Genomic DNA, 25949 nt, shown 5'->3' with positions numbered 1-25949 from the left:
CCCAGTCTGCCGTCAGCCCAGGGCCTGGTCGAGATTGAAGGCGGCACTGATCAGCGCCAGATGGGTGAACGCCTGGGGGAAGTTGCCCAGTTGCTCGCCCGAGCGCCCGATCTCCTCGGCGTAGAGACCCAGGTGGTTGGCGTAGCTGAGGATGTTGTCGAAGACCCGGCGGGCCTCCTCCAGGCGGCCCGCCCTGGTCAGCGCCTCGACGTACCAGAAGGTGCAGATCGAGAACGTGCCCTCCTCGCCCTGCAGCCCGTCGGGGCTGATCAGGGGGTCGTAGCGGTACACCAGCGTGTCCGAGACCAGCCCCTCGGCCAGCGCGTCCAGCGTGGACAGCCACTTGGGATCGGTGGGCGAGACGAACTTGGCCAGCGGCATCATCAGCACCGAGGCGTCCAGCACCTCCTCGTCGAAGTGCTGGATGAAGGCGTGCAGCGTGGGCGACCAGCCCTGCCGCATGATCTGGCGGTACATCGCGTCGCGGGACTCGCGCCAGGTCGGCAGATCGGCCGGCAGCCCGCGCTGGAGGGCCACGCGCGCGGCGCGTTCCACGGCCACCCAGCACATGAGCCGGGAGTAGACGAAGTTCTTGCGGCCGCCGCGGGTCTCCCAGATGCCTTCGTCGGGCTGGTCCCAGTTCTTGCAGACCCAGTCGACCAGCGCGCACAGCTCGTCCCAGCGCTCGCTGGAGATGGGCTGCCCCCATTTGTTGTACAAGTAGATGGAGTCGATGAGGGCGCCGTAGATGTCCATCTGGAGCTGGCCGGCAGCGGCGTTGCCCACGCGTACCGGGGCGGATCCGCGGTAGCCCTTCAGGTGGGTGAGCTCGCGCTCGGGGAACTCGGTGCGGCCGTCGATGCCGTACATGATCTGGAGCGGGCCCGACTGCTGCCCGCGGCCGGCCTTCACGTGCTTCGACAGGAAGCTCATGAACGCCTCGGCCTCTTCGGTGAAGCCCAGTCTGAGCAGCGCGTACACGCAGAAGGCCGCGTCGCGCACCCACACGTAGCGGTAGTCCCAGTTGCGCCCGCCGCCGATCTGCTCCGGCAGGCTCGTGGTGGCGGCCGCGACGATGCCGCCGGTCGGCGCGTACGTGAGCAGCTTCAGCGTCAGCGCGGAGCGGTGCACCATCTCCCGCCAGCGGCCGCGGTAATGGGAGGCGGACAGCCAGTGCCGCCAGTACCGCACCGTGTCGTTGTAAGCCTTCTCGGCCTCGATGAGCGCGCACGATCTCGGCACGACCCCCTCAGCCAGCCGGTCGAGGGCGAAGACGGCCTGCTGGCCCTCGGTGAGCTTGAACCGCGCCTGGACATCGCACCCGTCGCTCTCCAGAGGCACGGTGGAGGTCAGCCTCAGCGAGAACGCGGGCGACACGAACGAGGCCTGCCCGTCGGTCATGTGCAGGGTGTGCGTCTGGGAGCTGTAGTCGAAGCGGGGCGCGACCCGTACGCGGAACGGCAGCGCGCCGCGTACGCACAGCAGCCGTCTGACCAACCGGTGCCGGTCGGCCTCGTGCGACTCCTCCTCGGCGATCGGCATGAAGTCCTGGACCTCCGCCACGCCCTCATCGGTGTAGAACCGCGTGACCAGCACGTTCGTGTCGGGCACGTAGAACTGGTTGGTCCGCACGGGCAGGTCGGCGGCCAGCTCGAACGACCCGCCGCGCTCGTCGTCCAGGATCGCGGCGAACACGCTGGGCGCGTCGAAGCGCGGACAGCAGTACCAGTCGATCGTGCCGTCCGTGCCCACCAGGGCGACCGTCCGAAGGTCGCCGATCAGCCCGTGCTCGCCGATCGGCAGATATCCCATGTCATCAAACTAATCCGGACAAGGTCGGCGGTTGCCAAAACGTTCGGCAAGGCATGTACTGCCTCCGTACGTCTTCCAGCCGCAGGTGGAGCCTGGTATGCGCATGCTGCGGCGCAGTCCGGTAGGCGCCCGCGCCGGTGCAGGCAGTATTCAGTTTTGCATGCAATCTGCATGCTAATATGGAGGCATGGGAGTTATACAGGTTCGGGACGTTCCCGAAGAGACCGAGCGGACGCTGAAAGCCAGGGCCGAGCGTGAGGGCAAGTCGCTGGCGGCATATGTGCGCGACCTGCTGAATGAGGAGGCGTCCGTCCCGACCTTGGACGAGGTCATGACCAAGATCGCGGCTGACGAGCCAGTACCGTATGACCCTGATTTCGTGCGGGAGACGATGCGCGAGGGGCGGCGATGAGCTTGGTCGTGGACGCTTCGATCGTTTTCCGCCTGCTGGCGAACGTGAAAGGCGATGACCTTCTCCGGCAACGGCTGGCCCGTAGAGTGCACGCTCCAGCGCTGATAGACGTGGAGATCGCATCGGTCGTCCGCGGACATGTGATCACCAGCAAGCCGGAGGTGCGGATCTCCGAAGCGCGGGCCAGGGTCATGTTGGAGCGGTATGGCCAGCTCAAGATCGTGCGACACCCCATGCTGCCCCTGCAGCCCCGGGTGCTGGAGCTCCGGAACAATCTCACGGCATACGACGGCATGTACGTGGCACTCGCCGAACTGCTGGGAGTGCCGTTGCTCACCGATGACGCCAAGTTCGCGGGCTCCACGGGCCATCGGGCGGAAATCCACCGATACCCGCCGCCCGCAGTGGTGTAGAGCTTCTGCGCCCTCAGTGTAGATCGGCGGCGCACATCGGGGGCCTGGATCGGTGGTCGCCGCGTCGGGTTCTCGCAGGTGCTCGCCTGGACAGGCCCTACCAGCCGTCGCCCCAGCTCTCACTGTTGCTGCAGATCTTCACGGCGACGCCCTTCCGGAAGCTCCTGGGCGTGACCACCTCGAAGACGATGTTGTACGTGCCCTCGCCCTTCCACGTGATGGACGGAAGCAGGGGCTTCGACGACGCCGTGCCCTGCTGCCTGCCCTGGTTCTGACCGTTGACGAGCCATCGGTAGCTGTAGGTGCCCGTGGCGGAGACCTTGGCCCAGATGTTCATGTCGTTGCGCCAGCAGTCGCCTACCTTGTCGCCCTCATAGGTGAAGGTCACCGACGTCACGCCCCCGGAGCCGCCGCTGGTCGCGGTCGGTTTCGAGGTGGTGGGGCCTGCGGTGGGCTTCGTGCTGGCGGTGGTCTTGGTCGTGGGCCGCGACGTCGGCTTGGTGGTGGGTTCCGTGGTGGGCTCGGGGGTGGCGCTGGTCTTGGGGGGCTTGGGGGTCTTCGCGGTCCTGGTGGGGCGTGGCTTGGAGGTCGGGTGCGTGGTTTTGGGGGACTTCGTCGCGCCGGAGGCGGTGGGGCTCTGGGCTGTGACGACGGTGGCGGTGGTGGTCCGGGCGGGCCACATGGGCAGCCAGATCAAGGCCGCCGCCACGGCACCGGCCACGACGACCGCGGCCCCGCCGGACACGAAGATCAGCGTGCGCCGGTTGGCGGGGGCCGGCCGCTTGGGAGCGGTCTGGAGGTGATGGACCGGAGGCCGCTGCGGATGCCCTGGTCCGGGGCCCGGACCGGAGAACGCCGGATGCGGTGGCCCACCCGGGCCTGGCCCGGTCCCAGCGCCGGAGAACGCCGGATGCGGTGGCCCACCCGGGCCTGGCCCGGTCCCAGCGCCGGAGAACGCCGGATGCGGTGGCCCACCCGGGCCTGGCCCGGTCCCAGGGCCGAAGAAGGCCTGGTGCGGTGGGCCGCCCGGGAATCCCGCGTGTGCTGGACCGCCCGGCGGTGTGCGGTGCCCGCCTGGGGATGGTGGTGCGTGGCCGCCGATGAGCTGGAAGAGGACGTCCTGCATGGCCGGGCGGGCCGCGGGGTCCTTGGCGAGGCACGCGTACACGATCGAGCGCAGCGGCTCGGGCACCCCGTCGAGGCGCGGCTCCTCGTACTGGATCCGCCTGAGCACCGCCGGCACGGAGTCGTTGCCGAACGGCGGGGCGCCGGTGGCCGCGTACACCATCACGGCCCCCCACGCGAACACGTCCACGGCGGGCCCGGCGGCGGCGCCCATGAACTGCTCGGGCGCCATGTACGCGGGCGTCCCCACGATGCTGCTGGTACGCGTCAGCGCGGCGTCCATCGCCCGCGCGATACCGAAGTCGATGACGCGCGGCCCGTCCCGTCCGAGCAGGACGTTGGCGGGCTTGAAGTCCCGGTGGACGACGCCGGCCCGGTGGATGGCGGCCAGCGCGGTGGCCGTCGCGACCGCCAGCCGCTGCAGGTCGGCCCCGGTGTGGCGGCCCGCCTTGTGCAGTGAGGGACCTTCGACGTACTCGGTCACGATGTACGGCCGTGCGCCCAGCGAGGCGTCCAGCACCTGCGCGATGCAGAACGGCTCCACCCGCCGCGCGGCCGCTATCTCCTTGGCGAACCGGCCGTCACCCGGCACCCCTTCACGCAGCACCTTGATCGCGACCGGAGTGCCGTCGGGGGCGGTGGCCAGGTAGACCACGCCCTGGCCGCCCTCACCCAGCTCCCTGACGACCCGGTACGGGCCGATGACCTCCGGCGTCACGAGTAGTCTTCCAGGTCGCACATGTTGATCGACATGCTTTTCTGCGCCGTGGAAGGCGCGGTGACCTTGAGGGTGAGGGTGTGGCGCCCTGCCTTGAGCATGTACTGCTGGGAACTCACGAACGCGGTGTACGAGCCCTTCGACACCCACGACCTCTCTCGCGAGATCGCTTTGCCGTCGACCAGCCAGACGGTGGAGATCCACACCTCTTGCCGGGTCGACTCCACGTTGGTCTGGAAGTGGACCGGCGGCATGTAGCAGCCCTTGGAGCTGTCCTGGCCGGGGCCGCCGAACAGCTCGATCTCGAGGATGCTGACCCGCGCGGTCGTAGCCGGCTTCTTGGTGGTGCGGGTCGGGGCCGGCGTCGGGGACTTGGTCGGGGTCTTGGTGGGGGTCCTGGTCGGAGGCGCCGTGGTGGACTTGGTGGTCTTGGGGGTCGGCGTCGACGTCGGTGTGGGCGTGCTCTTGGGGGTGGTCTTTCGCACGGTGGGCGTACGAGTGGGCTTCGGGGTCTTTCGCGGCGGGGTCGTGGTCGCCGGGTGTCCAGTGGTCTGGGACGTGGAGGCGCTCGGGGAGTCGGCGGCGAGGGACGCCGAGGTGGTCGGCTTCGACCAAGGGGCGAGCCAGACGACGCTGCCGACGAGCGCCACCACCATGACGGTCGACGCCCCCACGGCCACGGGAACGCCGATCCCACGACCGCTCGCAGCCCGAGCCCTCCGCCCCGGCCCCCTCCCCGCTCCAGGGAACGGCCCTTGACCTGGTATCGGCCCGTGGCCGGGTGCCGACCCATGGCCGGGCATCGCGCCAAGTCCATGGCCGGGCATGGGTTGAGGCCCGTTCCCCGGCACAGGCGCGGACCCATGGCCCAACGCCTGCCCGGGCGGGTACCCAGGACCGGACCCGGGCAGCGGCCCGAGTCCTTGCCCGTACGCCTGGGGCTGCGCCTGGAAGTCCCGGTGCGGATGAGGAGGGCTCGGGACCGCGGCGTTCTGCCCGCTCAGCAGCCGCAGGATCACGTCCCGCATGGTCGGCCGGGCACGTGGATCCTTGGCCAGGCAGTCGTACACGACAGATCGCAACGGCTGCGGCAGGTCGCCGAGCTGCGGCTCGTTGTGCAGGATGCGGTTGATGATGGCAGGCAGCGTGTCCTGCCCGAACGGCGGCGTCTCGTTGGCCGCCCACACCATGACCGACGCCCAGGCGAACACGTCGGCGGGAGGCCCCACCGGCTGCCCCGCCAACTGCTCGGGAGCCATGTACGCGGGCGTGCCGACGATGCTGCTGGTATGCGTGACGGCGTCGTCCATGGCCCGCGCGATGCCGAAGTCGATGACACGCGGGCCGCCTGGACCGAGCAGCACGTTCGCGGGCTTGAAGTCCCGGTGCACGATGCCCGCCTGATGGATGGCGGCCAGCGCGGTGGCCGTCGCGACCGCCAGTCGTTGCAGGTCGGCCCCAGTGTGGCGGCCTGCCTGCTGCAGTGAGGGACCTTCGACGTACTCGGTCACGATGTACGGCCGTTCGCCCAGCGAGACGTCCAGGACCTGGGCGATGCAGAACGGCTCCACCCGCCGCGCGGCCGCGATCTCCTTCGCCAGCCGGTCGTCGAAGCCGGCGCCCTCGCGTAGCAGCTTGACGGCCACCTGCCGGCCGTCGGGCGTCTGCCCGAGGTAGACGGTGCCCTGGCCGCCCGCTCCGAGCCGGCCGAGCAAGCGGTACGGGCCTAACGCCGTCGGGTCGTCCTCCCGCAGCGGTTCGACATGCGCCATGAGAGAAGTGACTCCTGAGACGGGTGCGGGTGATCGCTACGTACCCTAGCGACTGCAATACGGATTTGTTGTGATGTTTCGGAGTAGCCGGAAAAGCTGAATTTTGCCCTGAATGTCTGGCGCGGGCGTACCAAAAGAACCGGCCTGGAACGGACGGCGAGCCCGGAGTCGGCACCCGTCCCCGGAATTGTCGGTGACGACTGGCAGGGTGTCCCCGGATCTTCGGATCGCACCGGCCACGACGGCCGCGTGCCGACGCTCACAGGACCGTTGGAGGGCCGACCGCCATGAAGGTGCGTCCCGGCGACAGCGTCAGCGATTCCGCAGCCGGCCGGCCGGCCGCGACCCGCTCGATGTTCGCGCCGCTGGCGGCCAGGGGCTTCAGGCGCTACTACCTGGGTCAGACGGCATCGGCGTTCGGAGACTCGCTGACCCCGCTGGCGATCGCCTTCGCGGTGCTCCACCTCACGGCATCACCGGTGGACCTGGGGATCGTCGTGCTGAGCACCCGGCTGCCCGTCATCCTCCTGACCCTGCTGGGTGGCGCGATCGGCGACCGTTTCTCCCGCAGGACGGTCATGCTGCTCGCCGACCTCACCCGTTTCGCGGCGCACGGCACGACGGCGCTCCTGCTGCTCACCGGCACCGCGCACCTCTGGATGCTGGTGGCCCTGCAACTCGTCGCCGGCGCGGGATCGGCCTTCTTCAACCCGGCCGCCGTAGGACTCGTCGCCTCGCTGGCCGGCAAGGAGCACCTGCAAGCGGCCAACTCCCTGATCTCGCTCTCCAGAAGCGCCGCGTCGATGGTGGCGCTGGGCACGGCGGGAGCCCTGGTGGCGCTGGTCGGGCCGGGCTGGGCCATCCTCGTCGACGCGCTGACGTTCCTGGTGAGCATGGCCTTCCTCTACCGGCTGCCCACGGAAGAGCGGTTGTCCGCCGACAAGGCGGTGCCACGGACGGGCGGCGGCGGTCTGCTGGCCGGCATCGGTGGGGGGATCGCGGAGGTGGCGCGGCGCCCCTGGCTGTGGATCTGGATCGTCCACGTCGCGATCATCAACGCGATCGTGCTCTCCCCGATCATGGTGCTGGGTCCGTACGTCGCCGACCGGCAGCTCGGCGGCGCCCCGGCCTGGTCGGCGATCGGCATCGCATACGCCGTCGGCGGCCTGGCCGGAGGCTTCGTCGGCGCCCGCTGGAGACCCGCGCGCCCCATGGTGGCGGCGCTGCTCTTCGCTCTCCTCATGGCCCCGCTCCCGGCCCTGCTGGCGGTCCCCGCCGAGGTGTGGCTGCTGGCGCTCGCGGGAGTAGGAGCGGGCATGCAGGTGGTGGTCTACAACGTGCTCCAGACCACCGCGATCCAGCGCAACCTTCCCGAGCGGTTCGTCGCCCGCGCCACCTCTGTCACCATGCTCGGCGCCCTCGTGGCGGCCCCGCTCGGCACCGGCCTGGCCGGCCCCGCGGCGGCCTGGCTAGGCACCCGCCCCGTCCTCGTGGCCAGCGCTGTGACGGCCGTGCTCGTCACGGCGCTCACCCTGCTCGCCCCATCGGTGTGGCGGATCCGCGCCGAAAGCAGCTGAACTTTCCGCCCCGTCCGTCACTCGAAGCATGCGTACGGTTCGACACTCACGGGGAGATCATCATGAAGAAGGTGCTCGTAGCGGTTCTGGCAGGCGGGGCCCTGCTGACCGCCGCCACGCCCGCGCTCGCCCAGACCACCCAGGCCGCCGGGACCACGCTGGGTCCGTACGGCTACGGCAAGGTCAGGCTCGGCATGACCGAGAAGCAGGCCAGGGCTACGGGGCAGATCGTGCTCAAAATGGCCGCAGAGGCAGGTTCGTGCTCCGGCTGGGACCTGAAGGCACACCCCAGTGGCAAGAACGCCGTAGGCCTGTACATCTCCAAGAAGAAGGGTGTGGCCCTCATCAGCGCCCCGAAGGGGGTCAAGACGCCCGAGGGCATCGGCGTCGGCTCGACGATGACGCAGATCAAGAAGGCTTACCCGAACGTCAAGACCCCCCAGGACGGCTATCCGTCCGTCCGCGTCCCCGGCAACCCCAAGGCCTACTATGCCTTCCTGGTCGAGAAGGGCAAGGTCTACGAGCTGAGCCTCGGACTCAACGCGCAGGACTGCACCAACTGACGAGGCGGCTGGGGGAGCCACGAGTCAATGGGGGGCGTGCGGCAGGGAGGCGGTCACGATCAGGCCGCCGCCCTCTCGCGGTCGGGCCCTGACGTCCCCGCCGTGCGCGACCGCCACCGACCGGACGATCGACAGCCCCAGCCCCGCGCTCCGCGCCGTGACCACGCGTTCGGCCCCGTGCCGGTGGAACGGTTTGAACAGCAGCGGGACGTCGTACGGCGGCACGCTCGGCCCGGTGTTGCTGACCTCGACCTCCACGTTGCCATCGGACACGGTACGGCTCACCACCCGCACCCATCCGGTCCCGTCGTCCACGTTGTGCCGGATGCCGTTCTCGACGAGGTTGTGTACCAGCCGTTCGAGCAGCAACGCGTCCCCGGTGGTGGGCGCCTGAGCGGTCGCCTCGTACACGGTGACCTTCGCCTCGTGGGCGTCCCCGGCCGTCTGCGCGACCACGTGCGTCACCACGTCCGCCAGGTCCACCGGCGACCGGTCGGCGATCTCCTGCTCGGAGCGGGCCAGCAGGAGCAGGCCGGAGATGAGCCGCTCGTGGCGGGCGTTGATCTCCAGCAGGCTCTCGCCCAGCTCCTTGATCTCGGGAGGGGCGGCACGGCGGTGCATGGCCAGCTCGACCAGGGCCCGGTTCAGGGTGAGCGGCGTACGCAGCTCGTGCGAGGCGTTCGCCACGAACCTGCGCTGCCCGTCGAAGGACTGGTCCAGCCGCTCCACCATGGTGTCGAACGTGTCGGCGAGCTGCTTGACCTCGTCGTCGGGGCCTTCCAGCGCGATCCGCTCGTGCAGCCCGCGCTCGGCCATGGGGGCGGCCGCGATCTTCCGCGCCGTGTCCGTCACCCGGTGCAGCGGGGCCAGCGCCCGGCCCGCGACCACCCAGCCGAGGCCCAGCGCCGCGCCGCCGACCACGGCCAGCGCGATCGCGCCCTGCGTGAGCAGCGAGGTGACGGCCGCGCCGCGCAGCTCCTCCTCCTGCCGTCGCAGCCACTCCACCGCGGCGTCACCGGTGAGCACGACGCCGTTCTGGGCAAAGATCAGGGTCTTCTTCTTGCCGGGATCGGACGCGTACCGGCTCTCGAACGACTGGGTCAGCTGCTGGTTGAACAGGAGATAGGTGACGCCGAGCAGGGTCAGCCCCGCGACCAGGAAGACGGCCCCGTACATCAGCGTGAGCCGTAACCGGAGGGTCATGCGATCCGGTACCCCACTCCCGGCACGGTCTCCACGACCGGCGGGTCGGCGAGCTTGCGGCGCAGCTTGAGGATGGTGAGCCGGACCGCCCCGGTGAACGGGTCCGCGTTCTCGTCCCACGCCTTCTCCAGCAGCTGCTCGGCCGAGACGACGCTGCCGTTCGCCCGCAGCAGCTCGGCCAGCACCGCGAACTCCTTCTTCGACAGCGGCACGAACCGCCCGTTCCTGAACACCTCCCTGCGCGCCGGGTCGAGCGTGATCCCGGCCCGCCGCAGCACGGGCGGGGCGGCCGGGCGCGAGCGCCGCCCCAGGGCCAGCACGCGGGCGGCCAGCTCGGGGAAGGCGAACGGCTTCGCCAGGTAGTCGTCGGCTCCCAGGGACAGGCCGGTCACCCGGTCGTCGAGCTGGGCGGCGGCCGTCAGCATCAGCACGCGCGCGTCCCGCTCCGACTCGACCAGCTCCCTGCACACCTCGTCGCCGTGCACGCGCGGCAGGTCGCGGTCCAGCACGACCACGTCGTAGTCGTTGACGGCGATCCGTTCGAGCGCGGCCTCGCCGTCGTGCGCCAGATCGACCGCGTGGGTCTCATCCCGCAGCCATTCGGCAATCGCGTCGGCGAGCAGCCGCTCGTCCTCAACCACCAGCACCCGCATGGCGCACCTTTCATTCGCTTACGGAGTCGAGTGTGGCGGAAGCGGCATTTGGTCGAAGTAAGCCCGGAGAAGTAAGCGCGGAACGGAAACGCCGAGGAAACAGCGGTCCCTATTGCATCTCCCCTCGAGACGGCATCCATCCGACAGAGGAGAGATTCCATGCGAGCACGAGTCCTCGGCGCGCTGGCGGCGGCCACCCTGTTCCTGGCCGGCTGCGGCGCGAACGACGGCGGCGGGGCCGACGTGGCGTCGGTCAGCGGCACAGGCACCAGTACCCAGCCCGGGGCCGGCGCGAAGCCGAGCGAAGACCCGTACCAGAAGATGCTCAAGTTCGCCCAGTGCATGCGCGAGAACGGCGTGCAGGTGGACGACCCGCAGCCGGGCAAGGGCATCATGATGAAGGTCGACAAGAGCATCCCGAAGGAGACGCTCGACAAGGCCCAGGAGGCGTGCAAGCAGTACGCCCCGAGCGGCGAGAAGGCCGGCCCGCCCGACGCGAAGCGCGCAGAGGCGCTGCGCAAGCTCGCCCAGTGCATGCGGGACAACGGCGTGGAGAGCTTCCCCGACCCCGATGGCGGCGCCATGCGCATCACCGGCGAGGTCGGCGAGGACCCCGACTTCAAGTCCGCCCAGCAGAAGTGCCAGAAGGAGTCCGCCGAGGCCGGTATGGGAGGGCTTTGATGGGCCCAGTAACGGACGGGGTGACCGGCGGGGCGACCCTGGACGGAAAGGCGCAGCCGGACGCGACGCCCTCCCGCCCGCGCCGGCGCCGCGGCCGGGGCAGGCTGGTCGCCGGGCTCCTGACCGTGGTGGCCGTGGCCGGAGGCGGGTTCGTGGCCGTCAACAGCGCGGGCCTGCTCAAAGGGAGCGCCGGCCCCACGCGGTCGGCAGGCGCCCTGCCCCCGGCCACCACCACGGTGACCAGGCAGACCCTGAACGACACCAGGGACGCCGACGGCGAGCTCGGCTACGGCCCGGTGAGCACGGCGGTGAGCAGGAAGCCGGGCACGATCACCTGGCTGCCCGACAGCGGCGCGCAGGTCACCCGAGGCAGGTCGCTGTACCGGGTGGACAACAAGCCGGTCATGCTCATGTACGGCTCGACGCCCGCCTACCGCGACCTCAAGGTCGGCGTGGAGGGCAAGGACGTCGAGAACCTCGAGCGGAACCTCAGCAAGCTCGGCTACGACGGGTTCACGGTCGACGACGAGTACACCTATGACACGGCCGAGGCGGTCAGGGAGTGGCAGGAGGACCGCGGCCTGGACGAGACGGGCGTGGTCGAACTGGGCCGGGTCGTCTTCGCCCCCGGCAAGGTGCGGGTGGAGAGCCTCGAGTCCGAGGAGGGCCAGCCGACCGCTCCAGGGCAGAAGGTCCTGACCTATACGGGCACGTCCAAGGTGGTCACGGTCAAGCTGGAGGCCGAGGACCAGCGGATGGCCAGGAAGGGCGCCAGGGTCGACGTCACGCTGCCGGACGGCAAGAGCGTGAAGGGCAAGGTCACCGAGGTGGCCACGGTCATCGAGCCGGCCGAGGGCCAGAACGCCGACCCGGAGACCCGGGTGGAGGCGCTCGTCTCGATCGGGACCGCCAAGGCCGCCAAGGGGCTGGACAAGGCGGCGGTGGACGTCACGTTCACGGCCTCCAAGCGTACGAACGTGCTGACCGTGCCGGTGGCGGCGCTGGTGGCGCTCCAGGAGGGCGGGTACGGCCTGGAGGTCATCGAAGGGGGCAGGTCTCGATATATCAAGGTTGAGACGGGTCTGTTCTCCGGGGGACGGGTCGAGGTCAGCGGCGACGGGCTCACCGAGGGCATGACCGTGGGGATGCCGAAATGACGTACCCCATGATCAACCTGACGGACGTCTCCAAGACGTACCCGGGCGGCGTGGCGGCACTGGCGTCGGTGTCGCTGCGGATCCAGCACGGCGAGCTGGTCGCCATCGTCGGCCCGTCCGGGTCGGGCAAGTCGACGATGCTCAACGTCGTCGGCACCCTCGACCGGCCCACGTCCGGGACCATCCACATCGACGGGTACGACGTGTCGAAGCTGTCCGACGGTCAGCTGTCGGCGCTGCGGGCCACCACGATCGGGTTCGTGTTCCAGTCGTTCCACCTCGCCGCGAAGGTCCCGGCGCTGGACAACGTGGCTGACGGCCTCGTCTACACCGGCCTGGGCAGGTCGGAACGCCGTCGCCGCGCGGCCGAGGCGCTGGAACGGGTGGGGCTCGGGCACCGGATGGACCACGAGCCGCACGAGCTGTCCGGCGGCGAACGACAGCGCGTGGCCATCGCCAGGGCCGTGGCGGGCGACCCGCCGCTGCTCCTGGCCGACGAGCCGACCGGGGCACTGGACTCGGTGTCGGGGACGGGGGTGATGGAGCTGCTGCGCGAGCTGAACGAGGGCGGCACCACCATCGTGATCATCACCCACGACCGGGAGATCGCCGCCGGCCTGCCCCGGCAGGTGCGGATGCGCGACGGCCGGATCGTCTCCGACACCGCCCGGCTCCCCCTGGAGGCGGTGTGATGAGCGTCGTGGAGGTGACGCGGCCGAAGCTGTCACCGGCCAGGATGCGGCCGCGCGACGTGATGCGGGTCGGGGCGGTGGGCCTGCGCACCCGGCCGCTGCGGGCGTTCCTGTCCGCGCTGGGCATCGCCATCGGCATCGCGGCGATGGTGGGCGTGGTCGGGCTCTCGTCTTCGTCGGGCGCCGAGCTCGACCGTACGCTCTCCGCGCTCGGCACCAACCTGCTCACGGTCTCGTCCGGCACCACGCTCATGGGCGAGGCCGCGCAGATGCCGAAGGAGGCGGAGGCCATGATCGAGCGCATCGGCCCCGTCCAGGCCGTCTCGTCGATCGGGCGCATGGGTGACGTCAAGGTCTACCGGTCGGAGGAGATCCCCGAGGCTCAGACCGGCGGCATCAGCACGTACGCGGCCCGCCTCGACCTGCCCGCCACCGTGGGCGCGACGCTGCGGAACGGCACCTGGCTCAATCCGGCCACCGAACGCTACCCGGCCGCCGTGCTCGGCTCCTCCGCGGCCCAGCGGCTCGGCGTGGGCTCGGCCTCGCCCGACACGCAGGTCGTCGTCGGAGGGATCCGCTTCACGGTCATCGGCATCCTGAACCCGGTGGCGCTCGCCACCGACCTGGACAGCGGCGTCCTCGTCGGCTGGCCGGTGGCGGAGTCCCGGCTGGGCTTCGACGGGCACCCGACCACGCTCTACACGCGCTCGGACGAGGCCAGGCTGGAGGCCGTACGCCAGGTGCTGGCCGGCACCGCCAACCCGGAGGCGCCCAACGAGGTGGACGTCTCCCGGCCGTCCGACGCCCTGGCCGCCAAGCAGGCGACCAGCCAGGCGTTCGCCAACCTCCTGCTGGGAGTGGGCGCGGTGGCGCTGCTCGTGGGCGGGGTCGGCGTGGCCAACACCATGGTCATCTCGGTGCTGGAACGCCGCTCGGAGATCGGCCTGCGCCGCTCACTCGGGGCCACGCGCGGCCAGATCCGCACCCAGTTCCTCGCGGAGTCGCTCCTGCTGTCGGCCCTGGGCGGGGGCGGGGGGATCCTGCTGGGGACGGGCGTCACGATGGGGTACGCGCTGTACAGCGGCTGGCCCTCGGTGGTGCCCGCCTGGGCCACCCTCGGCGGCCTCGCCGCCACCCTGGTCATCGGCGCCGCCGCCGGCCTCTACCCGGCGATCCGTGCCTCCCGCCTGTCCCCGACGGAGGCCCTCTCCGCCCCCTGACGCCCTTCGGCCCCGGTCGCCTTCGCTCCAGGCCGTCCACGGCATTCTCTCGATCCGCGGGTGGGTGGCCGCTTGCGTCGCCGGTTACCGCTCCTTGGTGAGGTGGTGCAAGCGGCGGCTCGGGGGCCTCAGTGCCCAGGACAGCGCGGTCAGTGCGGTCAAGATGGCCAGTATCCACAGCTCGCCGAGCTCGTACCCGGTGGTCAGGTGGGAGACGATGGCCCCGGTGTAGGTGAAGAAAGCGCCCGCATAGGCCCATTCCTTGACCAACGCGCGACGCGGGGCCAGCAGGGCGATCGCGCCCAGCACCTTCCAGGTTCCCAGCAACACCAGCAGGTAGGACGGATAGCCCAGGTGTGACACCAGGTCGCGGACGTAGGGAATCCGCGCGATATCCCAGATGCCGCCAACCGCCAGTTCGGCCGCCACCGCCGCGGTGGCCAGCCAGTAGCCCGCCGACCGCCGACGCGCGGGTCCGTACTGCCGGGCGATGCGCGAAATCAGTGCCATGAGATGCTCCTTGTCACATCCGAGCGGAGTGCCGGTTCATCGCTATGAACCCCAAGCGCGAAGGGATGTGACCGATGGACGACGCCGTGCTGGCAACGCGCTTCGAGGAGCAGCGGCCCCATCTGCGGGCGGTCGCCTACCGGATGCTGGGCTCCCACGCGGAGGCAGACGACGCGGTGCAGAACGCATGGCTACGTCTCAGCAGCGCGGACACCGCCGATGTCGACAACCTCGCCGGATGGCTGACCACCGTCGTCGCCCGGGAGTGCCTCAAGATCCTGCGCACCCGCCGGAGCCGCCGCGAGGAGCCCCTCGGTGAGGCCGCCGCCCCTGGCCACGACGTCAACGATCCCGAAGCCGAAGCCCTGCTGGCCGACTCGGTCGGTGTGGCGCTGATGGTCGTGCTCGACAACCTCGCCCCCGCTGAACGGCTCGCCTTGGTCCTCCACGACATCTTCGCCGTGCCTTTCGACGAGATCGCCGCCATCCTTGACCGATCCCCAGCGGCCACCCGCCAGCTCGCCAGCCGTGCCCGGCGACGGGTCCAAGGCGCGACGCCGTCCTCACAGGTTGACATCGCCCGGCAACGACAGGTCGTCCAGGCATTCCTCACCGCGCTGCGAGAAGGTGACTTCGACGGGCTTGTCGCCGTACTCGATCCCGACGTCCTCCTCCGTGACGGCAGCGCCGAACCCGCTCCTGGCGGAGCAGGGGGGCTGCGGGGCGCGCGGGCCGTAGGCGCCCACGCGCTGACCTTCTCGCGGGCTGCCCGGTTCGTACAGCCCGCGCTGGTGAATGGAGCCATGGGGCTCGCGATCGTCCCGCAAGGACGTCTCATCGGGGCACTCGCCCTCACCTTCGAACACGGCAAGATCGCCGTCATCGATATGATCGCCGACCCCGAAGGCCTCCGACATGTCGACCTGGCGCCTCCTCTCCCTTCCTGACCCCGCCGACGTCGAAGACATGGACGGCCACGCTTGGGTGTCACACAGGGCCAGTCGGTGGGGGGAAGGTGCTCACACCGTCAGTCGGTCGCGTAGCAGGTGGTCTTGCCGACGAGGAGGACGCCGGGCTTCTCTCCCGACAGAACGGTCAGTTCGAACGTCAGCCGGGTCCGCGGATTGCGCAGAACGGCGACCTCCTGCTCCTCGTCCCGCAGATCCAGGTCGTCGACCACCTGGTCGTACCCCATCGCATGGAGCCGTTCGAGAAGCCCGGCGGAGACGTCGGCGAGGTCGCTCTCGGCGCGGAAGTACCGCCGCACCTGGCCGGGCACGCACGAGCCGTCCGGTTCCTGCGAGGCGGGCGACAGATGGAGCTCGGAGGCGGTGAGCAGGGTGCCGGCGTCGGTGTCGAGCTGCCGGGCGGCCGCTTCGAGGGTGGCCGGTGCGGGCGCCGTCGCGCAGGCCGTCATCGCCGCGACACAGAGGAGCACCGCGGGAGAAGCGTGACGGCGGGCGCGCACGGTCGGACCATATCGGAGATCGTCCACGGCCACCCGCTGAACGGCACAGGACACCCCGAGGGTAGTGATCCGTATAAATCGCCTTTTCGCGGGCAGAAACAGCATCTATCACGATGAAGGGGGCGCTACCGGAGCGGGATGATCTTCGAGACAGGTGACCAGGCTCACGTGACGCCCACTTCGCACCCGTACGGCCTCCGCGTAACCGGCGAGGTCGACCACGGCAATCACCAGCGCCTCGCCGGAGCCCTGCACGGCATGATTCGCGAAGGCGACCAGGACATCCGCCTGGACCTGGGGGAGCTGGCCTTCATCGACGTGTCCGGGCTGCGCGTCATCGTGGCCGCCGCCGCCCGATTATCCCCGCCCCGCAGGCTGATCCTCGACCCGGCCTCTCCCGCGGTGCGCCGCCTCCTCGCCGTGACGGGCTGGGACAGCACCCCTGGATTGCTGATCAGCTGAGCGGCGGTCACCTGTCCGGGCCGGCCCAAGTGAGCCCACTGCGGAGCCGGGCGGTCAGGCCCATGTCGTCCACGAACCGTCCCAGTCCGAACGCCACGCACTCCAGCGGCCGCTCCGCTCTCCGTACCGGCATCTTCAGTGACGCCCGCAGCCGCCGTGCGAGCCCCCGCAGCAGCGCGCCGCCGCCCAGCAGCACCGCGCCGCGCCCCCCGAGATCCGCGGCCAGTTCGGCCGGACACCGCTCGACCGTCTCCATCGCCGCCCGCACGATCGCCTCGACCGGCTGCCTGGTCGCCTCGTAGACCTGCTGGACCGGCAGCCGTACCTCGCGCTCGCGGCCGGTGTCCGGGTCGCGGGCGCGCACGGTCACGTGCCGGTCCAGCGGCTTCCACTCGGTGCCGATGTCGCGTTTGGCCGACTCGGCCTCGTGCTCGTCGAGGAGGAGGCCGTGCTCCTGCTCGACCAGGCGGACGATGGCCCTGTTGACCGCCTCACCGCCGCCCGGGACGGAAGCCGTGGTCACGGCGGCGCCGGACGAGAGCACGGCGATCCTGGCCGAGTCGCGCCCGATGTCGATCACCATGTGCCCGGCGAAACTGTCGACCGGCAGCCCGGCGCCGAGGGCCGCCGCGAGCGAGTGCGGGATCAGCACGACGCGTCTGGCGTCCGCCTCGAACGCCAGGTCGCTCAGCGCCGCCCGTTCGATGGGGGTGCAGCCGTCGGGCAGCGCCATGACCAGGCGCGGCCTGGCGAACGGACGCCGGTGCACCTTGCTCAGGAAGTGCCGGACCATGCGCCGCGTGAGCTCCCCGTCGACCGGCAGGCCGCCGGAGACCGGCCGGCACGCCTCCGCGCCGGTCGCGTCCGCGCCGTACGCGATGACCTTGCCGGTGCGGTCGTCGAGGATGACGGCCGAGGGCTCGTCGAGCACGATGCCCTTGCCGCGGGCATAGATCCGCGTGCTCGCGCCCCCCAGATCCACCGCCAGGTCACGGCCGAGGAGGCTCATGGCAGGACCGGGGGCTTGAGCGTCATGCCGGGTTCTATTTCCTGAGCCGCTCCAACGCAACACCAGGAACCGAACGGTTCCCCTTTACCCAGGACGCGTATCTTGATCGGCAGCACCTCGACCCCGGGAGGACCTGCCGTGCTCGACTACGACCTCGAGGCCGGACGCTACGACGAGACCAGGGGCGGGCTGCGGCGTGCCGTGGCCGCGGCCGACGCCGTCCGGCGCCTCGTGCCCGGCGGCACGCTGCTCGACGTCGCCTGCGGCACCGGGCTGGTCACGAGGGAGCTGGCCGGGCGGGGGCTGCGGGTGCTCGGGGTGGAGACCTCCGCGGGGATGGCGCGGATCGCCGCCGGGCGCGCCGACGTGGTGCTGGGCGACGCCCGTACGCTGCCCGTACGGGACGGCTCGGTCGACGCGGTCACCACGATCTGGCTGCTGCACCTGCTGGACGACGCCCGCCCGGTGATCGCCGAGGCCGCCCGCGTGCTGCGGCCCGGGGGAGTGTTCGTCACGACGGTCGACAAGCGGGCCGCCCACGGCCCGGGAGGGCGCCGGGAGCCGTCGGACCGGGCCGAGCTGGTGGTCGAGGAGGCGGCCAGGCACGGGCTCCGGCCGAGCGGCGAGAGCAGCTTCGTGGGGCACGGGCAGGGGCGGCCGAGCCCGGACCCGGTCTTCCGCCTGCTGGCGTTCACCCGCTCCTGAACGTGGGACTCAGCGCCGGAGCTCGGCCAGCGTCTCCTCGGCCCACGCCAATCCGGCGCTGGCCTGGCTCAGGCCGAGCTTCGCCGCGTATGAGCCGACCCCGCCCTCGGTGTAGCACTGCAGCGCCACGCTGCGCGCCGCGAACCCGTCCCTGATCCGCTCCACCACCGCGATCGCCTCGTCCCTGGCGAGCAGCGGCAGCAGGAACGCCTGGAGCGCGACCTCGTTGCGTACCGTCACGGTGGGCGGGTGCTCGACCAGCCACGTGTGCAGCTCACGCGTGCCCTCAGGGGTGATCGCGTAGATCTTGCGCCCCCTCGCGCCCTCCGACTCGATCGCCACGAGCCCGTCGGCGGCCATCTTCACCAGCTCGGGATAGATCTGCGTGTGCCCGGCCTGCCAGACGTGGTTGAGCGAGTGCTCGAACTTCTTGGCCAGGTCGTAACCGCTCGCCGGGCCCACAGCCTCGAGCAGCCCGAGCAGCGCGATCCGCAGGGACATGGCCGCCAGCATATCGAAGAGTTGACATGTAAGGAGTTACATGTCAATCTTCACATGTGAATACTGACATGAAGTCTCGTGGCAACGGGCTCGTCCTGCTCGCCGTGCTCGGCGGGATGTTCCTGGCGATGCTCGACCAGACGATCGTCGGCACGGCCCTGCCGCGCATCACCAGCGAGCTGGGCGGCAGCACGCTCTACGTCTGGGTGGTGACGGCGTACCTGCTCACCTCGACGGTGACGGTGCCGCTCTACGGCCGGCTTTCCGACCAGCACGGGAGGAAGCCGCTGCTGCTGGTCGGGATGGTGGTGTTCGTGGCGGGCTCGGCATTGTGCGGGGCGGCCCAGGACATGGCGCAGCTCATCGGCTTCCGCGCGCTCCAGGGCCTCGGCGCGGGCGCGCTGCTGCCGCTGTCGATGGCGTTGGTGATGGACATGTTCCCTCCGGGGCCGGGCAGGAGCGGCGCCCGCGTGCAGGGCGCGCTCGGCGGCGTGATGGGGCTGACGTACCTGGCGGGGCCGTTCCTCGGCGGGCTGTTCACCGACCACGCGAGCTGGCGGTGGTCCTTCTACGTGAACGTGCCGCTCGGTCTCGCGCTGATCGCCATCGTCGTGCTCCGCCTGCCGCACCGGCCGGGCACCGGAGGCGGGCGTCCCGACTACGCGGGCATCGCGGTCTTCACCGTGGCCATCAGCGCGCTGCTGCTGGGACTGACGGAGAAGGGCCTGGACCGGCACACCTGGACCGACGCCGCCGTGGCCGGGCCGATCGCGCTCGCGCTCGCGCTGCTCGCGGTGTTCGTGCTGGTCGAGAGGCGGGCGGCCAGCCCGATCATGCCCATGCACCTGTTCGGCAACCGTACTTACACGCTCGTGAACGTCACGTCGTTCTGCACGGCCTTCTGCATGTACGCGGGAGTCGTGTTCCTGCCGCGTTACTTCCAGGAGTCCCTGGGCGTCAGTGCCACCGAGTCCGGGCTGAGGATCTACCCGATGACGCTGGCGATGGTCGTGGGCAGCGCCCTCATGGGGGCGCTCATGTCCAGGACCAGGGTCTACAAGCCGTGGCTGGTCGTGTCGCCGTTCCTGCTGGTCGCGGGCACCCTGCTCTGCGTCAACCTGACCGCGCACACCGGCGGGGCGCTCCTGGCGGGCTGGATGCTGCTGATCGGGCTGGGCATGGGCCCGATGCTGTCCGGGCTGACCGTGGCCGCGCAGCAGTCGGTCGAGCCGCAGTACATCGGCACCGCCTCGGCGAACCTGACCTTCTTCCGCCAGATCGGCGGCTCCGTCGCGCTGGCTGTCGGCGGCACCCTCTACGGCTCCACCGTCGCCGCGGACGCGCCCGTGCACGGCCTGGCCGCCGCGCACGCCTCCGCCGCGGCCGTGGTCATCCCGTCGCTGGGCGTGGCGGGTGCGGTGATCGCGCTGGTGGCGCTGGTGGCGATGCCGGGCAGGCGGCTGGAGGTCCCGGCAGTCCCGCAGAGCAGGGTGGAAGCCGGTTTCGCGTCATAAGCGGGCCCATGCGAAGCTGTGAGTGTCCCCAACACCATGGAGGTCCTCATGGCGGATACACCGGAGCAGGAAGTCAGCGAGACTCCCGAGGACGAGTTGAAGCGCAAGTTCCGCGAGGCGCTGGAGCGCAAGCGTAACCAGCAGGCGGGCTCGGGCGCGGGTGGCAGGGGCGGTGACTCGTCGAAGATCCACGGGTCGCACGGTCCGGCTGCGAGTAAAAGATCGTTCAGGCGCAAGAGCGGCGGCTGAGACTGGTCAATTTCAGGGGGTACGGCAGCGCCGTGCCCCCTTTTTTCTATGTCGGGGTAGGTAGATCTTCTGCCCGATTCATGACGAAGTGTTTGCGTATGTCCGGAATGCGTGGTTAGAGTGTTGGCCAATTCACAGCCGGTGGCGTGGACCTCATCCAGGAGGAACAGCCGGCTGGCGCCGAATCCCGAATGCTCGGGAACCGGGGACCCACCGCAATTGGGGTGAATCCGACCGTGTGTCGGTAGGGCATCTCCACGCCCGAACCCGCCAGCTAACCCGGTAGGCGAGATGGAGAGGACATGTTAACGACTTGGACGATCGCGTCGAACCCTCGGACAGCGTGATAGTCGCCGCCTCCTGAGCGGCCCCTTCCCCAGGCTCCTTCCGCGCTCTGCGTAGCTTTCCCCCTTGCCAGGTGCTTTGCCCTGCTACGCCCTTTTTCGAGTGAGCGCAACCTCCCCTGCCCCCGTCGCGAAGGACTTTACTTTTCATGTCTGCATGTCTTGGCCTGCGTTCACTCGCTCTGATCACCGCCTCCACGGTAGGCGCGCTGACCATCGCCGGCACCGCGGCTCACGCCGATCCGAACACTGAGGACAGGGTTCTGCTCAAGGGCTCGACCACGGCTTCGTACTTCTGGGACGACTCCTCCGGCAGGGCCGGTGACACCGGTCTGCCCGCCAGCGGCAAGCCCATGCAGAAGGGCCTGGCCGCCAGCCCGAGCTGGCCGCTCATGACCGAGGGTTACGCGATCTACAAGGGCAAGAAGCTGCCCTTCTTCGTCGGCGACCGTGGCCCGGGCGCGCCCTCCAGCAGCGGGGTCATGCTGGACCTGGACGCCAAGACGTTCGCGGAGCTCACCGGCGGCACCTTCAACTCCGACACGCTGGGCGTCGACGGCATCGGTGGCGAGGGCCACATCAAGGTCGACTACGTCATCACCAAGTGGGGCAAGGGGCCCGGCAAGAAGAACTACCCGGTCGCGTTCTCGACCGGCGCCTGGGCCGAGCAGGACGACAACCCGGCCGAGCCGCCCGCGCCCGAGCCCGCGGCCGCTCAGGACGTGCCCGCACCACCGGTCTCGAAGACCGCGGCCGCCATCGTGGCCGGCGCCGTGGCCGTGGCGGGCGGCAGCCTGGCGCTCACCAGCGACCGCGTCCGGAGCCTCATCAAGCTCTGACCTTTACGGGCTGCTACCAGAATGTCATTCTGGTCGTCGTGACCACCCGTGTAGCCGCGAACGGCATCGACATCGCCTACGAGAGCTTCGGTTCGCCCGAGGGCCGTCCCCTGCTCCTCATCATGGGGCTCGGCGCGCAGCTCATCCACTGGGACGAAGGGCTCTGCGAGCTGCTGGCAGAGCAGGGACATCACGTCGTACGGTTCGACAACCGCGACGCGGGCCTGTCCACCCACTTCCATGACGAGGGCGTTCCTGCGCTGGGGGCGCCCTCGCCGTACCTGCTGGACGACCTGGCCGACGACGCGGCGGGGCTCATGGACGCCCTCGGCTGGCCCGCCGCGCACGTGGCCGGCGCCTCGATGGGCGGCATGATCGCCCAGGCCCTGGCCATCCGCCACCCCGAGCGGGTGCTCACCCTGACCTCGATCATGTCCACGCCCGGCCCCTCGGTGGCCCCGCCGACGGAGGCCGCACTCGCCGCCCTCATGGCCAGGCCGCCCGCCGGTCGCGAAGCGGTGCTGGCCCACGCGCTGCGGACCTGGTCGGTTCTCGGCTCGCCCGGGTTCGACCTGGACCACGAGAGGATCAGTGAGCTGGCCGGGCTGGCGTACGACCGCTGCTTCGACCCCGAGGGCACGGCCAGGCAGCTCGCCGCGATCATGGCCTCGCCCGACCGCACGGAGCTGCTCGCGGGCGTACGGGTGCCCACGTTGGTGGTGCACGGGGAGGCCGACCAGCTCATCCCGGTCGCCGCCGCCCACGCCACGGCCGCGGCCATCCCCGGCGCCCGTCTGGTGACCTACCCGGGCATGGGCCACGACCTGCCGCGCCCGCTCTGGCCGTCCTTCGTGGACGAGATCACCAAGCTCACCGCCACCTGACCCCCGCTCTCCGTCGCGACGGGGGCTAGCCGAAGTGGGCGCGGGTCTCGGCGAACGCCTGGTCCGTGCCCTCGAGCGCCTTGGCCACGTCCGCCTCCGTGTGCGCGGCCGACATGAACCAGTTGTGCCATGGGTGCAGGTAGACCCCGTGCCGCAGGCAGGCGTCGCTCCAGTGCATCGCGACGGAGAGATCGGCGTCCCCGTCGAAGCTGAGCCACGGGATCGTCACCGGCCCCGTCTGGTTCACCACGAACCCGTGGGACTTGGCCTGCGCGAACAGCCCCTCGCGGAGCTGCGTGCCGGCCCGCTCCATGGCCCCGATGCCGTTCTCGTCGCGCAGGGTCTCGATGGTCGCCTTGGCCGCCGCCATCGCGACCGCCGAGAACCAGAACGAGCCCGTGGAGTACAGCGTCTGAGCAGGTCCGCGCAGCGCGTCCGTGCCGGTGACGGCCGCGATCGGGTAGCCGTTGGCCATGGCCTTCGACCAGGCCGTCAGGTCAGGGCGTACGCCATAGGGCTCCCAGGAGCCGCGCAGGTCGATCCTGAACCCCGCCCGCACGTCGTCGATCACCAGCGCCGCACCGAGCCGGTCGGCCAGGGCCCGGGCGCCGCGCGCGAAGGCGGGCTCCACCAGTTCCTGGTCCTCGAACGAGTCGTGCTTGAACGGCGTCACGATGATCGCCGCCACGTCCCCCTCCACGCTCGCCGCCGCGGCCTCCAGCGACTCGAGGGAGTTGTACGTGAACTCCACCAGATCCGCCCGCTCGTTGGGCGTCGTGCCCGACACGGACGGTGTGCACCAGGGGTCCGCCCCGTGGTAGGCCCCGTGCGCCATCAGCACCTTGGTCCGGCCGGTGGCGGCCCGCGCGACCATGAGGGCCTGGGTGGTGGCGTCGGTGCCGTTCTTGGAGAACATCGCCCAGTCGGCGCTGGGCACGGTGTCCACGAGCAGCTCGGCCAGCTCCACCATGACCGGGCCGGGGCCGTTGAGGCAGTCGCCGAGCGCGGCCTGCCTGGCGGCGGCCTCCTCCACGCGCGGGTGCCGGTGCCCGAGCACGATCGGGCCCCAGCTGCACATGAAGTCGATGTACTCGCGCCCGTCCACGTCCCACTGGCGGCAGCCCTCGCCGCGTTCGAAGAACTGCGGGAAGCCCGGGGCGAAGAGGGCGGCGTTGAGGTGCCCGTACATGCCGCCGGGGACGACCTTCAAGGCCCGTTGGCGGAGTTCTGCGTCGGTCATCCGAGGATCCTTAGAGTCGAGTCGAGGTCGGTGAGGCCGGCGTCCGAGCCGAGCCCCGTGGCGACGCGGGCGGCGGCGGCCGTGCCCCAGCGGGCCGCGGTCAGCACGTCCTGGCCGTGCAGGAGCCCTGTCAGGAATCCGGCGCAGTACGCGTCGCCGCAGCCGGTCGTGTCCGAGACGTCCGTCTTGAGGGCGGGCACCGGCTCCGTCCCGTCCGGCGTGACCACGAGACTGCCTGACGCGCCCAGCGTGACGAGCACGCCGCGCGGCCCGTCCGCCAGCAGGGCCCGGGCGGCCTCCTCGACATCGGAGCAGCCGGTCATGAGGAGCGCCTGCGACTCGTTCGGCAGCACGTAGTCCACGTGCGGCAGAAAGGCTCGGGCCATTCCCAATAAGTCAGGCATCTCCGAAAGGAGGTCCATCGTGATGATGGTGCCCGCGGCACGCACCGAGTCCAGGAGGGCGAAGAACGCCGGGTCGCCCAGGCCGAACGTGACGTCCATCCCGCCCAGGTGGATCGCCCGCACGCCACGCAGCACGTCGGCGTCCAGATCCGCGTACGTCACCGTGAGGTTCGCCCCGGGCACGTGGAAGCTGGGCCGCCCGCCGTCCGGCCTGATGGGCAGGATCGAGGCGGCCGTCTGCTCGCCCGTCCTGCGCACGAGACGTGAGACGTCCACGCCGCGCTTGGTGAGCACCGCCACCAGGAAGTCGCCCAGCTCGTCGTCGCCGATCGCGCCCATGGTGACCACGGGATTGCCCAGTTTGGCCAGGTCGACGGCGGTCCCGGCGGCGGCGCCCGCGGCGGTGAGGCGGATCTGGTCCACCAGTACGGTGTCCTGGCCCTCGGGGATGTGATCGACGGGCCTGGCGAGAATGTCGACGATGTGGACGCCGACGGTGGCGACGGTCATAGTCTAAATAGACAGACGTCCGAATAAAAAGTCAATGGAGGAGCCGATGCCCAAGATCGTCGATCACGACGAGCGCCGGCGCGAGGTCCTGTCAGCCGCCCGCCGGGTGATCGTCAGGGACGGCATCGACGCAGCCACCACGCGGGCCATCGCCAAGGAGGCCGGATACTCCAACGGCGTGCTCGCCCACTATTTCGCCGACAAGGACGAGATCATGCTGTCGGCGCTGCGCCAGTCGCACCAGCGCATCCGTGACCGGCTCACCGGCAAGATCGAGGGCGTGACCGGGCTGGCCGCGCTCCGCGAGCTGCTGCTGGACAACCTGCCGCTGGACGCGGAGCGCACCCAGGAGAGCCGGCTGGAGGTCAGCTTCTGGAGCCGCAGCCTTGCCTCGGAGCGCCTGGCCGAGGTGCAGCGCGCGGAGGCGGACGAGCTGCGCGGCGCCGTACGCGACCTGCTGGGGCAGGCCCGTGCGGCCGGCGAGCTGCGCACCGACGACAACCTGGACGACCTGACCGAGCACCTCCTCGCCCTGATGGACGGCCTCAGCCTGCACCTGCTCCTCTACCCCGGACGGCTCAAGCGCGTCGACGTCGAGCGCCTCATGCTCCAGGCCCTCGATCACATCTGATTGCTGTAATTCGGACGACCGACTACATTCCCACCATATGAGCCTGCGCGAGCAGTTATGCGAGTACGGCCGCCGCGCCGTCGAGCTGGGCCTGGTCATCGGCACGTCGGGCAACCTGAGCGTGCGCGAGGGGGAGCTGGTCGCGGTCACGCCCTCAGGGGTCGCGCTCGACCGGCTGACCCCCGAGATGTGCCCCGTCGTGGACGTCGAGGGCCACCTCGTGGAAGGCGAGCTCCAGCCGTCCAGCGAGACGCCCATGCACCTGGCCGTCTACGAGAGCACGGACGCCCGGGCCATCGTGCACACGCACTCGGTGTTCGGGACGGTCGTGGCCACCACCATGACGGAGCTGCCGCCCGTGCACTACAACGCGCTGCTGCTCGGCGGCACGGTCAGGGTGGCCGAGTACGCCACCTACGGCACGCCCGAGCTGGCCGCCAACGTGCGGGCGGCGCTGGAGGGCAGGCGGGCCGCCCTGATGGCCAACCACGGCGGGGTGACCATCGGGGCGACGCTGGAGGAGGCGTTCGAGTCCACCCGGCTGCTGGAGTGGCTGTGCGAGGTGTACGTGCGAGGGCTCGGCGTCGGCAAACCGATCATCCTCACGGACGAGCAGCTCGGCGCCGTGGTCGAGCGCGCGCTGAACCCTCCCACCTTCCCACGCAGAGAGCTGTGACAGCG

General features: G+C 70.4%; 28 protein-coding genes and 1 riboswitch. Of the genes, 17 read left to right on the top strand and 11 right to left on the bottom strand.

Annotated elements, in window-relative coordinates; all coding sequences use genetic code 11:
- Positions 1-12 precede the first annotated feature (12 nt).
- Positions 13-1812, bottom strand: coding sequence for a glycoside hydrolase family 15 protein (locus ABD830_RS23585; protein ID WP_344991050.1), 1800 nt, complete (start codon positions 1810-1812; stop codon positions 13-15).
- A 187-nt stretch (positions 1813-1999) separates the two neighbouring features.
- Here ABD830_RS23585 and ABD830_RS23580 point away from each other — a divergent pair, with 187 nt between their 5' ends.
- Both ABD830_RS23580 and ABD830_RS23575 read left to right on the top strand, forming a co-directional pair.
- Positions 2000-2224, top strand: coding sequence for a FitA-like ribbon-helix-helix domain-containing protein (locus ABD830_RS23580; RefSeq protein WP_344991048.1), 225 nt, complete (start codon positions 2000-2002; stop codon positions 2222-2224).
- Entirely contained in the window at positions 2221-2637 is a 417-nt protein-coding gene (locus ABD830_RS23575; RefSeq protein WP_344991045.1) for a type II toxin-antitoxin system VapC family toxin, read from the top strand. Before ABD830_RS23580 ends, ABD830_RS23575 begins: the two co-directional genes overlap by 4 nt.
- Positions 2638-2734: 97 nt before the next feature.
- Here ABD830_RS23575 and ABD830_RS23570 read toward each other — a convergent pair whose 3' ends face one another.
- Both ABD830_RS23570 and ABD830_RS23565 read right to left on the bottom strand, forming a co-directional pair.
- A complete protein-coding gene (locus ABD830_RS23570) occupies positions 2735-4480 on the bottom strand; it encodes a serine/threonine protein kinase (RefSeq protein WP_344991041.1) in 1746 nt (581 codons plus the stop codon).
- Positions 4477-6252 (bottom strand): serine/threonine-protein kinase, encoded by a 1776-nt coding sequence (locus tag ABD830_RS23565; protein WP_344991038.1) that lies wholly within the window; start codon positions 6250-6252, stop codon positions 4477-4479. The genes ABD830_RS23570 and ABD830_RS23565 overlap by 4 nt, the downstream gene beginning before the upstream one ends.
- A gap of 287 nt (positions 6253-6539) precedes the next feature.
- Here ABD830_RS23565 and ABD830_RS23560 point away from each other — a divergent pair, with 287 nt between their 5' ends.
- Both ABD830_RS23560 and ABD830_RS23555 read left to right on the top strand, forming a co-directional pair.
- On the top strand, positions 6540-7829 hold the full coding sequence (locus tag ABD830_RS23560; RefSeq protein WP_344991035.1) for an MFS transporter: 1290 nt from the start codon (positions 6540-6542) through the stop codon (positions 7827-7829).
- Positions 7830-7891: 62 nt separating this feature from the next.
- Positions 7892-8392 carry a hypothetical protein gene (locus ABD830_RS23555; protein ID WP_344991033.1) on the top strand — a complete coding sequence of 167 codons (501 nt, stop codon included), beginning with the start codon at positions 7892-7894 and terminating at the stop codon, positions 8390-8392.
- A gap of 24 nt (positions 8393-8416) precedes the next feature.
- On the opposite strand, the gene ABD830_RS23550 is transcribed toward ABD830_RS23555, so the two are convergent.
- Together ABD830_RS23550 and ABD830_RS23545 are read right to left on the bottom strand one after the other, a co-directional pair.
- The gene (locus ABD830_RS23550) at positions 8417-9595 is read right to left on the bottom strand and encodes a sensor histidine kinase (RefSeq protein ID WP_344991031.1); all 1179 of its coding nucleotides are present in this window, start codon (positions 9593-9595) and stop codon (positions 8417-8419) included.
- Positions 9592-10248 (bottom strand): response regulator transcription factor, encoded by a 657-nt coding sequence (locus ABD830_RS23545; RefSeq protein ID WP_344991028.1) that lies wholly within the window; start codon positions 10246-10248, stop codon positions 9592-9594. Before ABD830_RS23545 ends, ABD830_RS23550 begins: the two co-directional genes overlap by 4 nt.
- A 159-nt stretch (positions 10249-10407) precedes the next feature.
- Here ABD830_RS23545 and ABD830_RS23540 point away from each other — a divergent pair, with 159 nt between their 5' ends.
- The 4 genes from ABD830_RS23540 to ABD830_RS23525 are packed head-to-tail and all read left to right on the top strand — an operon-like array spanning position 10408 to position 13998.
- Complete coding sequence (locus ABD830_RS23540; protein ID WP_344991025.1) at positions 10408-10929, top strand: hypothetical protein; 522 nt, start codon at positions 10408-10410, stop codon at positions 10927-10929.
- Positions 10929-12086 (top strand): peptidoglycan-binding protein, encoded by a 1158-nt coding sequence (locus ABD830_RS23535; RefSeq protein WP_344991022.1) that lies wholly within the window; start codon positions 10929-10931, stop codon positions 12084-12086. The genes ABD830_RS23540 and ABD830_RS23535 overlap by 1 nt, the downstream gene beginning before the upstream one ends.
- Positions 12083-12778 carry an ABC transporter ATP-binding protein gene (locus tag ABD830_RS23530; RefSeq protein WP_344991019.1) on the top strand — a complete coding sequence of 232 codons (696 nt, stop codon included), beginning with the start codon at positions 12083-12085 and terminating at the stop codon, positions 12776-12778. Before ABD830_RS23535 ends, ABD830_RS23530 begins: the two co-directional genes overlap by 4 nt.
- Positions 12778-13998: an ABC transporter permease gene (locus ABD830_RS23525; protein WP_344991016.1), complete on the top strand. Its 1221-nt coding sequence runs from the start codon at positions 12778-12780 to the stop codon at positions 13996-13998. The genes ABD830_RS23530 and ABD830_RS23525 overlap by 1 nt, the downstream gene beginning before the upstream one ends.
- An 84-nt stretch (positions 13999-14082) precedes the next feature.
- Here the strand turns inward: ABD830_RS23525 and ABD830_RS23520 are convergent, their stop codons facing one another.
- Positions 14083-14508, bottom strand: a complete 426-nt coding sequence (locus ABD830_RS23520) for a DoxX family protein (RefSeq protein ID WP_344991013.1) — start codon at positions 14506-14508, stop codon at positions 14083-14085.
- A 74-nt stretch (positions 14509-14582) separates the two neighbouring features.
- Here ABD830_RS23520 and ABD830_RS23515 point away from each other — a divergent pair, with 74 nt between their 5' ends.
- Entirely contained in the window at positions 14583-15455 is an 873-nt protein-coding gene (locus ABD830_RS23515; RefSeq protein ID WP_344991010.1) for a sigma-70 family RNA polymerase sigma factor, read from the top strand.
- Between the two features lie 80 nt (positions 15456-15535).
- Here the strand turns inward: ABD830_RS23515 and ABD830_RS23510 are convergent, their stop codons facing one another.
- Positions 15536-15976 carry a hypothetical protein gene (locus tag ABD830_RS23510; RefSeq protein WP_344991007.1) on the bottom strand — a complete coding sequence of 147 codons (441 nt, stop codon included), beginning with the start codon at positions 15974-15976 and terminating at the stop codon, positions 15536-15538.
- Positions 15977-16114: 138 nt separating this feature from the next.
- On the opposite strand from ABD830_RS23510, the gene ABD830_RS23505 reads away from it, so the two are divergent.
- Positions 16115-16438, top strand: a complete 324-nt coding sequence (locus ABD830_RS23505) for an STAS domain-containing protein (protein WP_344991004.1) — start codon at positions 16115-16117, stop codon at positions 16436-16438.
- Positions 16439-16445: 7 nt separating this feature from the next.
- On the opposite strand, the gene ABD830_RS23500 is transcribed toward ABD830_RS23505, so the two are convergent.
- Positions 16446-17447, bottom strand: coding sequence for a rod shape-determining protein (locus ABD830_RS23500; protein ID WP_344991001.1), 1002 nt, complete (start codon positions 17445-17447; stop codon positions 16446-16448).
- A gap of 102 nt (positions 17448-17549) precedes the next feature.
- Between ABD830_RS23500 and ABD830_RS23495 the strand changes: the two genes are divergently transcribed.
- On the top strand, positions 17550-18152 hold the full coding sequence (locus ABD830_RS23495; protein ID WP_344990998.1) for a class I SAM-dependent methyltransferase: 603 nt from the start codon (positions 17550-17552) through the stop codon (positions 18150-18152).
- A gap of 9 nt (positions 18153-18161) precedes the next feature.
- Here the strand turns inward: ABD830_RS23495 and ABD830_RS23490 are convergent, their stop codons facing one another.
- Positions 18162-18653, bottom strand: coding sequence for a helix-turn-helix transcriptional regulator (locus ABD830_RS23490; protein ID WP_344990995.1), 492 nt, complete (start codon positions 18651-18653; stop codon positions 18162-18164).
- A gap of 68 nt (positions 18654-18721) precedes the next feature.
- Between ABD830_RS23490 and ABD830_RS23485 the strand changes: the two genes are divergently transcribed.
- The 4 genes from ABD830_RS23485 (at position 18722) to ABD830_RS23470 (ending at position 22483) form a co-directional block, all read left to right on the top strand.
- Complete coding sequence (locus ABD830_RS23485; RefSeq protein WP_344990992.1) at positions 18722-20167, top strand: MDR family MFS transporter; 1446 nt, start codon at positions 18722-18724, stop codon at positions 20165-20167.
- A 48-nt stretch (positions 20168-20215) separates the two neighbouring features.
- Entirely contained in the window at positions 20216-20416 is a 201-nt protein-coding gene (locus ABD830_RS23480) for a DUF5302 domain-containing protein (RefSeq protein WP_344990989.1), read from the top strand.
- 168 nt (positions 20417-20584) lie between these two features.
- Positions 20585-20720, top strand: a riboswitch (cyclic di-AMP (ydaO/yuaA leader).
- A 189-nt stretch (positions 20721-20909) separates the two neighbouring features.
- Positions 20910-21599 carry a hypothetical protein gene (locus tag ABD830_RS23475; protein ID WP_344990986.1) on the top strand — a complete coding sequence of 230 codons (690 nt, stop codon included), beginning with the start codon at positions 20910-20912 and terminating at the stop codon, positions 21597-21599.
- A gap of 38 nt (positions 21600-21637) precedes the next feature.
- A complete protein-coding gene (locus tag ABD830_RS23470) occupies positions 21638-22483 on the top strand; it encodes an alpha/beta fold hydrolase (RefSeq protein ID WP_344990983.1) in 846 nt (281 codons plus the stop codon).
- A 25-nt stretch (positions 22484-22508) separates the two neighbouring features.
- On the opposite strand, the gene ABD830_RS23465 is transcribed toward ABD830_RS23470, so the two are convergent.
- Both ABD830_RS23465 and ABD830_RS23460 read right to left on the bottom strand, forming a co-directional pair.
- Positions 22509-23723: an aminotransferase class III-fold pyridoxal phosphate-dependent enzyme gene (locus ABD830_RS23465; protein WP_344990981.1), complete on the bottom strand. Its 1215-nt coding sequence runs from the start codon at positions 23721-23723 to the stop codon at positions 22509-22511.
- A complete protein-coding gene (locus ABD830_RS23460) occupies positions 23720-24637 on the bottom strand; it encodes a carbohydrate kinase family protein (protein WP_344990978.1) in 918 nt (305 codons plus the stop codon). Before ABD830_RS23460 ends, ABD830_RS23465 begins: the two co-directional genes overlap by 4 nt.
- Before the next feature lie 46 nt (positions 24638-24683).
- Between ABD830_RS23460 and ABD830_RS23455 the strand changes: the two genes are divergently transcribed.
- Both ABD830_RS23455 and ABD830_RS23450 read left to right on the top strand, forming a co-directional pair.
- On the top strand, positions 24684-25268 hold the full coding sequence (locus ABD830_RS23455; RefSeq protein ID WP_344990975.1) for a TetR/AcrR family transcriptional regulator: 585 nt from the start codon (positions 24684-24686) through the stop codon (positions 25266-25268).
- A gap of 37 nt (positions 25269-25305) precedes the next feature.
- Positions 25306-25944: a class II aldolase/adducin family protein gene (locus tag ABD830_RS23450; protein ID WP_344990972.1), complete on the top strand. Its 639-nt coding sequence runs from the start codon at positions 25306-25308 to the stop codon at positions 25942-25944.
- Positions 25945-25949: the final 5 nt, after the last annotated feature.

It is taken from the genome of Nonomuraea helvata, from assembly GCF_039535785.1.
Classification (GTDB): Bacteria; Actinomycetota; Actinomycetes; order Streptosporangiales; family Streptosporangiaceae; genus Nonomuraea; species Nonomuraea helvata.
This window is presented reverse-complemented; position numbering and strand designations above follow the sequence as displayed.

Excerpts from the sequence above, each read along its gene's own strand:
- ABD830_RS23585 (WP_344991050.1), bottom strand. The coding sequence starts at position 1,812 with ATGGGATATCTGCCGATCGGCGAGCACGGGCTGATCGGCGACCTTCGG.
- ABD830_RS23580 (WP_344991048.1), top strand. The coding sequence starts at position 2,000 with ATGGGAGTTATACAGGTTCGGGACGTTCCCGAAGAGACCGAGCGGACG.
- ABD830_RS23575 (WP_344991045.1), top strand. The coding sequence starts at position 2,221 with ATGAGCTTGGTCGTGGACGCTTCGATCGTTTTCCGCCTGCTGGCGAAC.
- ABD830_RS23565 (WP_344991038.1), bottom strand. The coding sequence starts at position 6,252 with ATGGCGCATGTCGAACCGCTGCGGGAGGACGACCCGACGGCGTTAGGC.
- ABD830_RS23560 (WP_344991035.1), top strand. The coding sequence starts at position 6,540 with ATGAAGGTGCGTCCCGGCGACAGCGTCAGCGATTCCGCAGCCGGCCGG.
- ABD830_RS23555 (WP_344991033.1), top strand. The coding sequence starts at position 7,892 with ATGAAGAAGGTGCTCGTAGCGGTTCTGGCAGGCGGGGCCCTGCTGACC.
- ABD830_RS23550 (WP_344991031.1), bottom strand. The coding sequence starts at position 9,595 with ATGACCCTCCGGTTACGGCTCACGCTGATGTACGGGGCCGTCTTCCTG.
- ABD830_RS23545 (WP_344991028.1), bottom strand. The coding sequence starts at position 10,248 with ATGCGGGTGCTGGTGGTTGAGGACGAGCGGCTGCTCGCCGACGCGATT.
- ABD830_RS23540 (WP_344991025.1), top strand. The coding sequence starts at position 10,408 with ATGCGAGCACGAGTCCTCGGCGCGCTGGCGGCGGCCACCCTGTTCCTG.
- ABD830_RS23535 (WP_344991022.1), top strand. The coding sequence starts at position 10,929 with ATGGGCCCAGTAACGGACGGGGTGACCGGCGGGGCGACCCTGGACGGA.
- ABD830_RS23530 (WP_344991019.1), top strand. The coding sequence starts at position 12,083 with ATGACGTACCCCATGATCAACCTGACGGACGTCTCCAAGACGTACCCG.
- ABD830_RS23525 (WP_344991016.1), top strand. The coding sequence starts at position 12,778 with ATGAGCGTCGTGGAGGTGACGCGGCCGAAGCTGTCACCGGCCAGGATG.
- ABD830_RS23520 (WP_344991013.1), bottom strand. The coding sequence starts at position 14,508 with ATGGCACTGATTTCGCGCATCGCCCGGCAGTACGGACCCGCGCGTCGG.
- ABD830_RS23515 (WP_344991010.1), top strand. The coding sequence starts at position 14,583 with ATGGACGACGCCGTGCTGGCAACGCGCTTCGAGGAGCAGCGGCCCCAT.
- ABD830_RS23505 (WP_344991004.1), top strand. The coding sequence starts at position 16,115 with ATGATCTTCGAGACAGGTGACCAGGCTCACGTGACGCCCACTTCGCAC.
- ABD830_RS23500 (WP_344991001.1), bottom strand. The coding sequence starts at position 17,447 with ATGAGCCTCCTCGGCCGTGACCTGGCGGTGGATCTGGGGGGCGCGAGC.
- ABD830_RS23490 (WP_344990995.1), bottom strand. The coding sequence starts at position 18,653 with ATGTCCCTGCGGATCGCGCTGCTCGGGCTGCTCGAGGCTGTGGGCCCG.
- ABD830_RS23485 (WP_344990992.1), top strand. The coding sequence starts at position 18,722 with ATGAAGTCTCGTGGCAACGGGCTCGTCCTGCTCGCCGTGCTCGGCGGG.
- ABD830_RS23480 (WP_344990989.1), top strand. The coding sequence starts at position 20,216 with ATGGCGGATACACCGGAGCAGGAAGTCAGCGAGACTCCCGAGGACGAG.
- ABD830_RS23475 (WP_344990986.1), top strand. The coding sequence starts at position 20,910 with ATGTCTGCATGTCTTGGCCTGCGTTCACTCGCTCTGATCACCGCCTCC.
- ABD830_RS23465 (WP_344990981.1), bottom strand. The coding sequence starts at position 23,723 with ATGACCGACGCAGAACTCCGCCAACGGGCCTTGAAGGTCGTCCCCGGC.
- ABD830_RS23460 (WP_344990978.1), bottom strand. The coding sequence starts at position 24,637 with ATGACCGTCGCCACCGTCGGCGTCCACATCGTCGACATTCTCGCCAGG.
- ABD830_RS23455 (WP_344990975.1), top strand. The coding sequence starts at position 24,684 with ATGCCCAAGATCGTCGATCACGACGAGCGCCGGCGCGAGGTCCTGTCA.
- ABD830_RS23450 (WP_344990972.1), top strand. The coding sequence starts at position 25,306 with ATGAGCCTGCGCGAGCAGTTATGCGAGTACGGCCGCCGCGCCGTCGAG.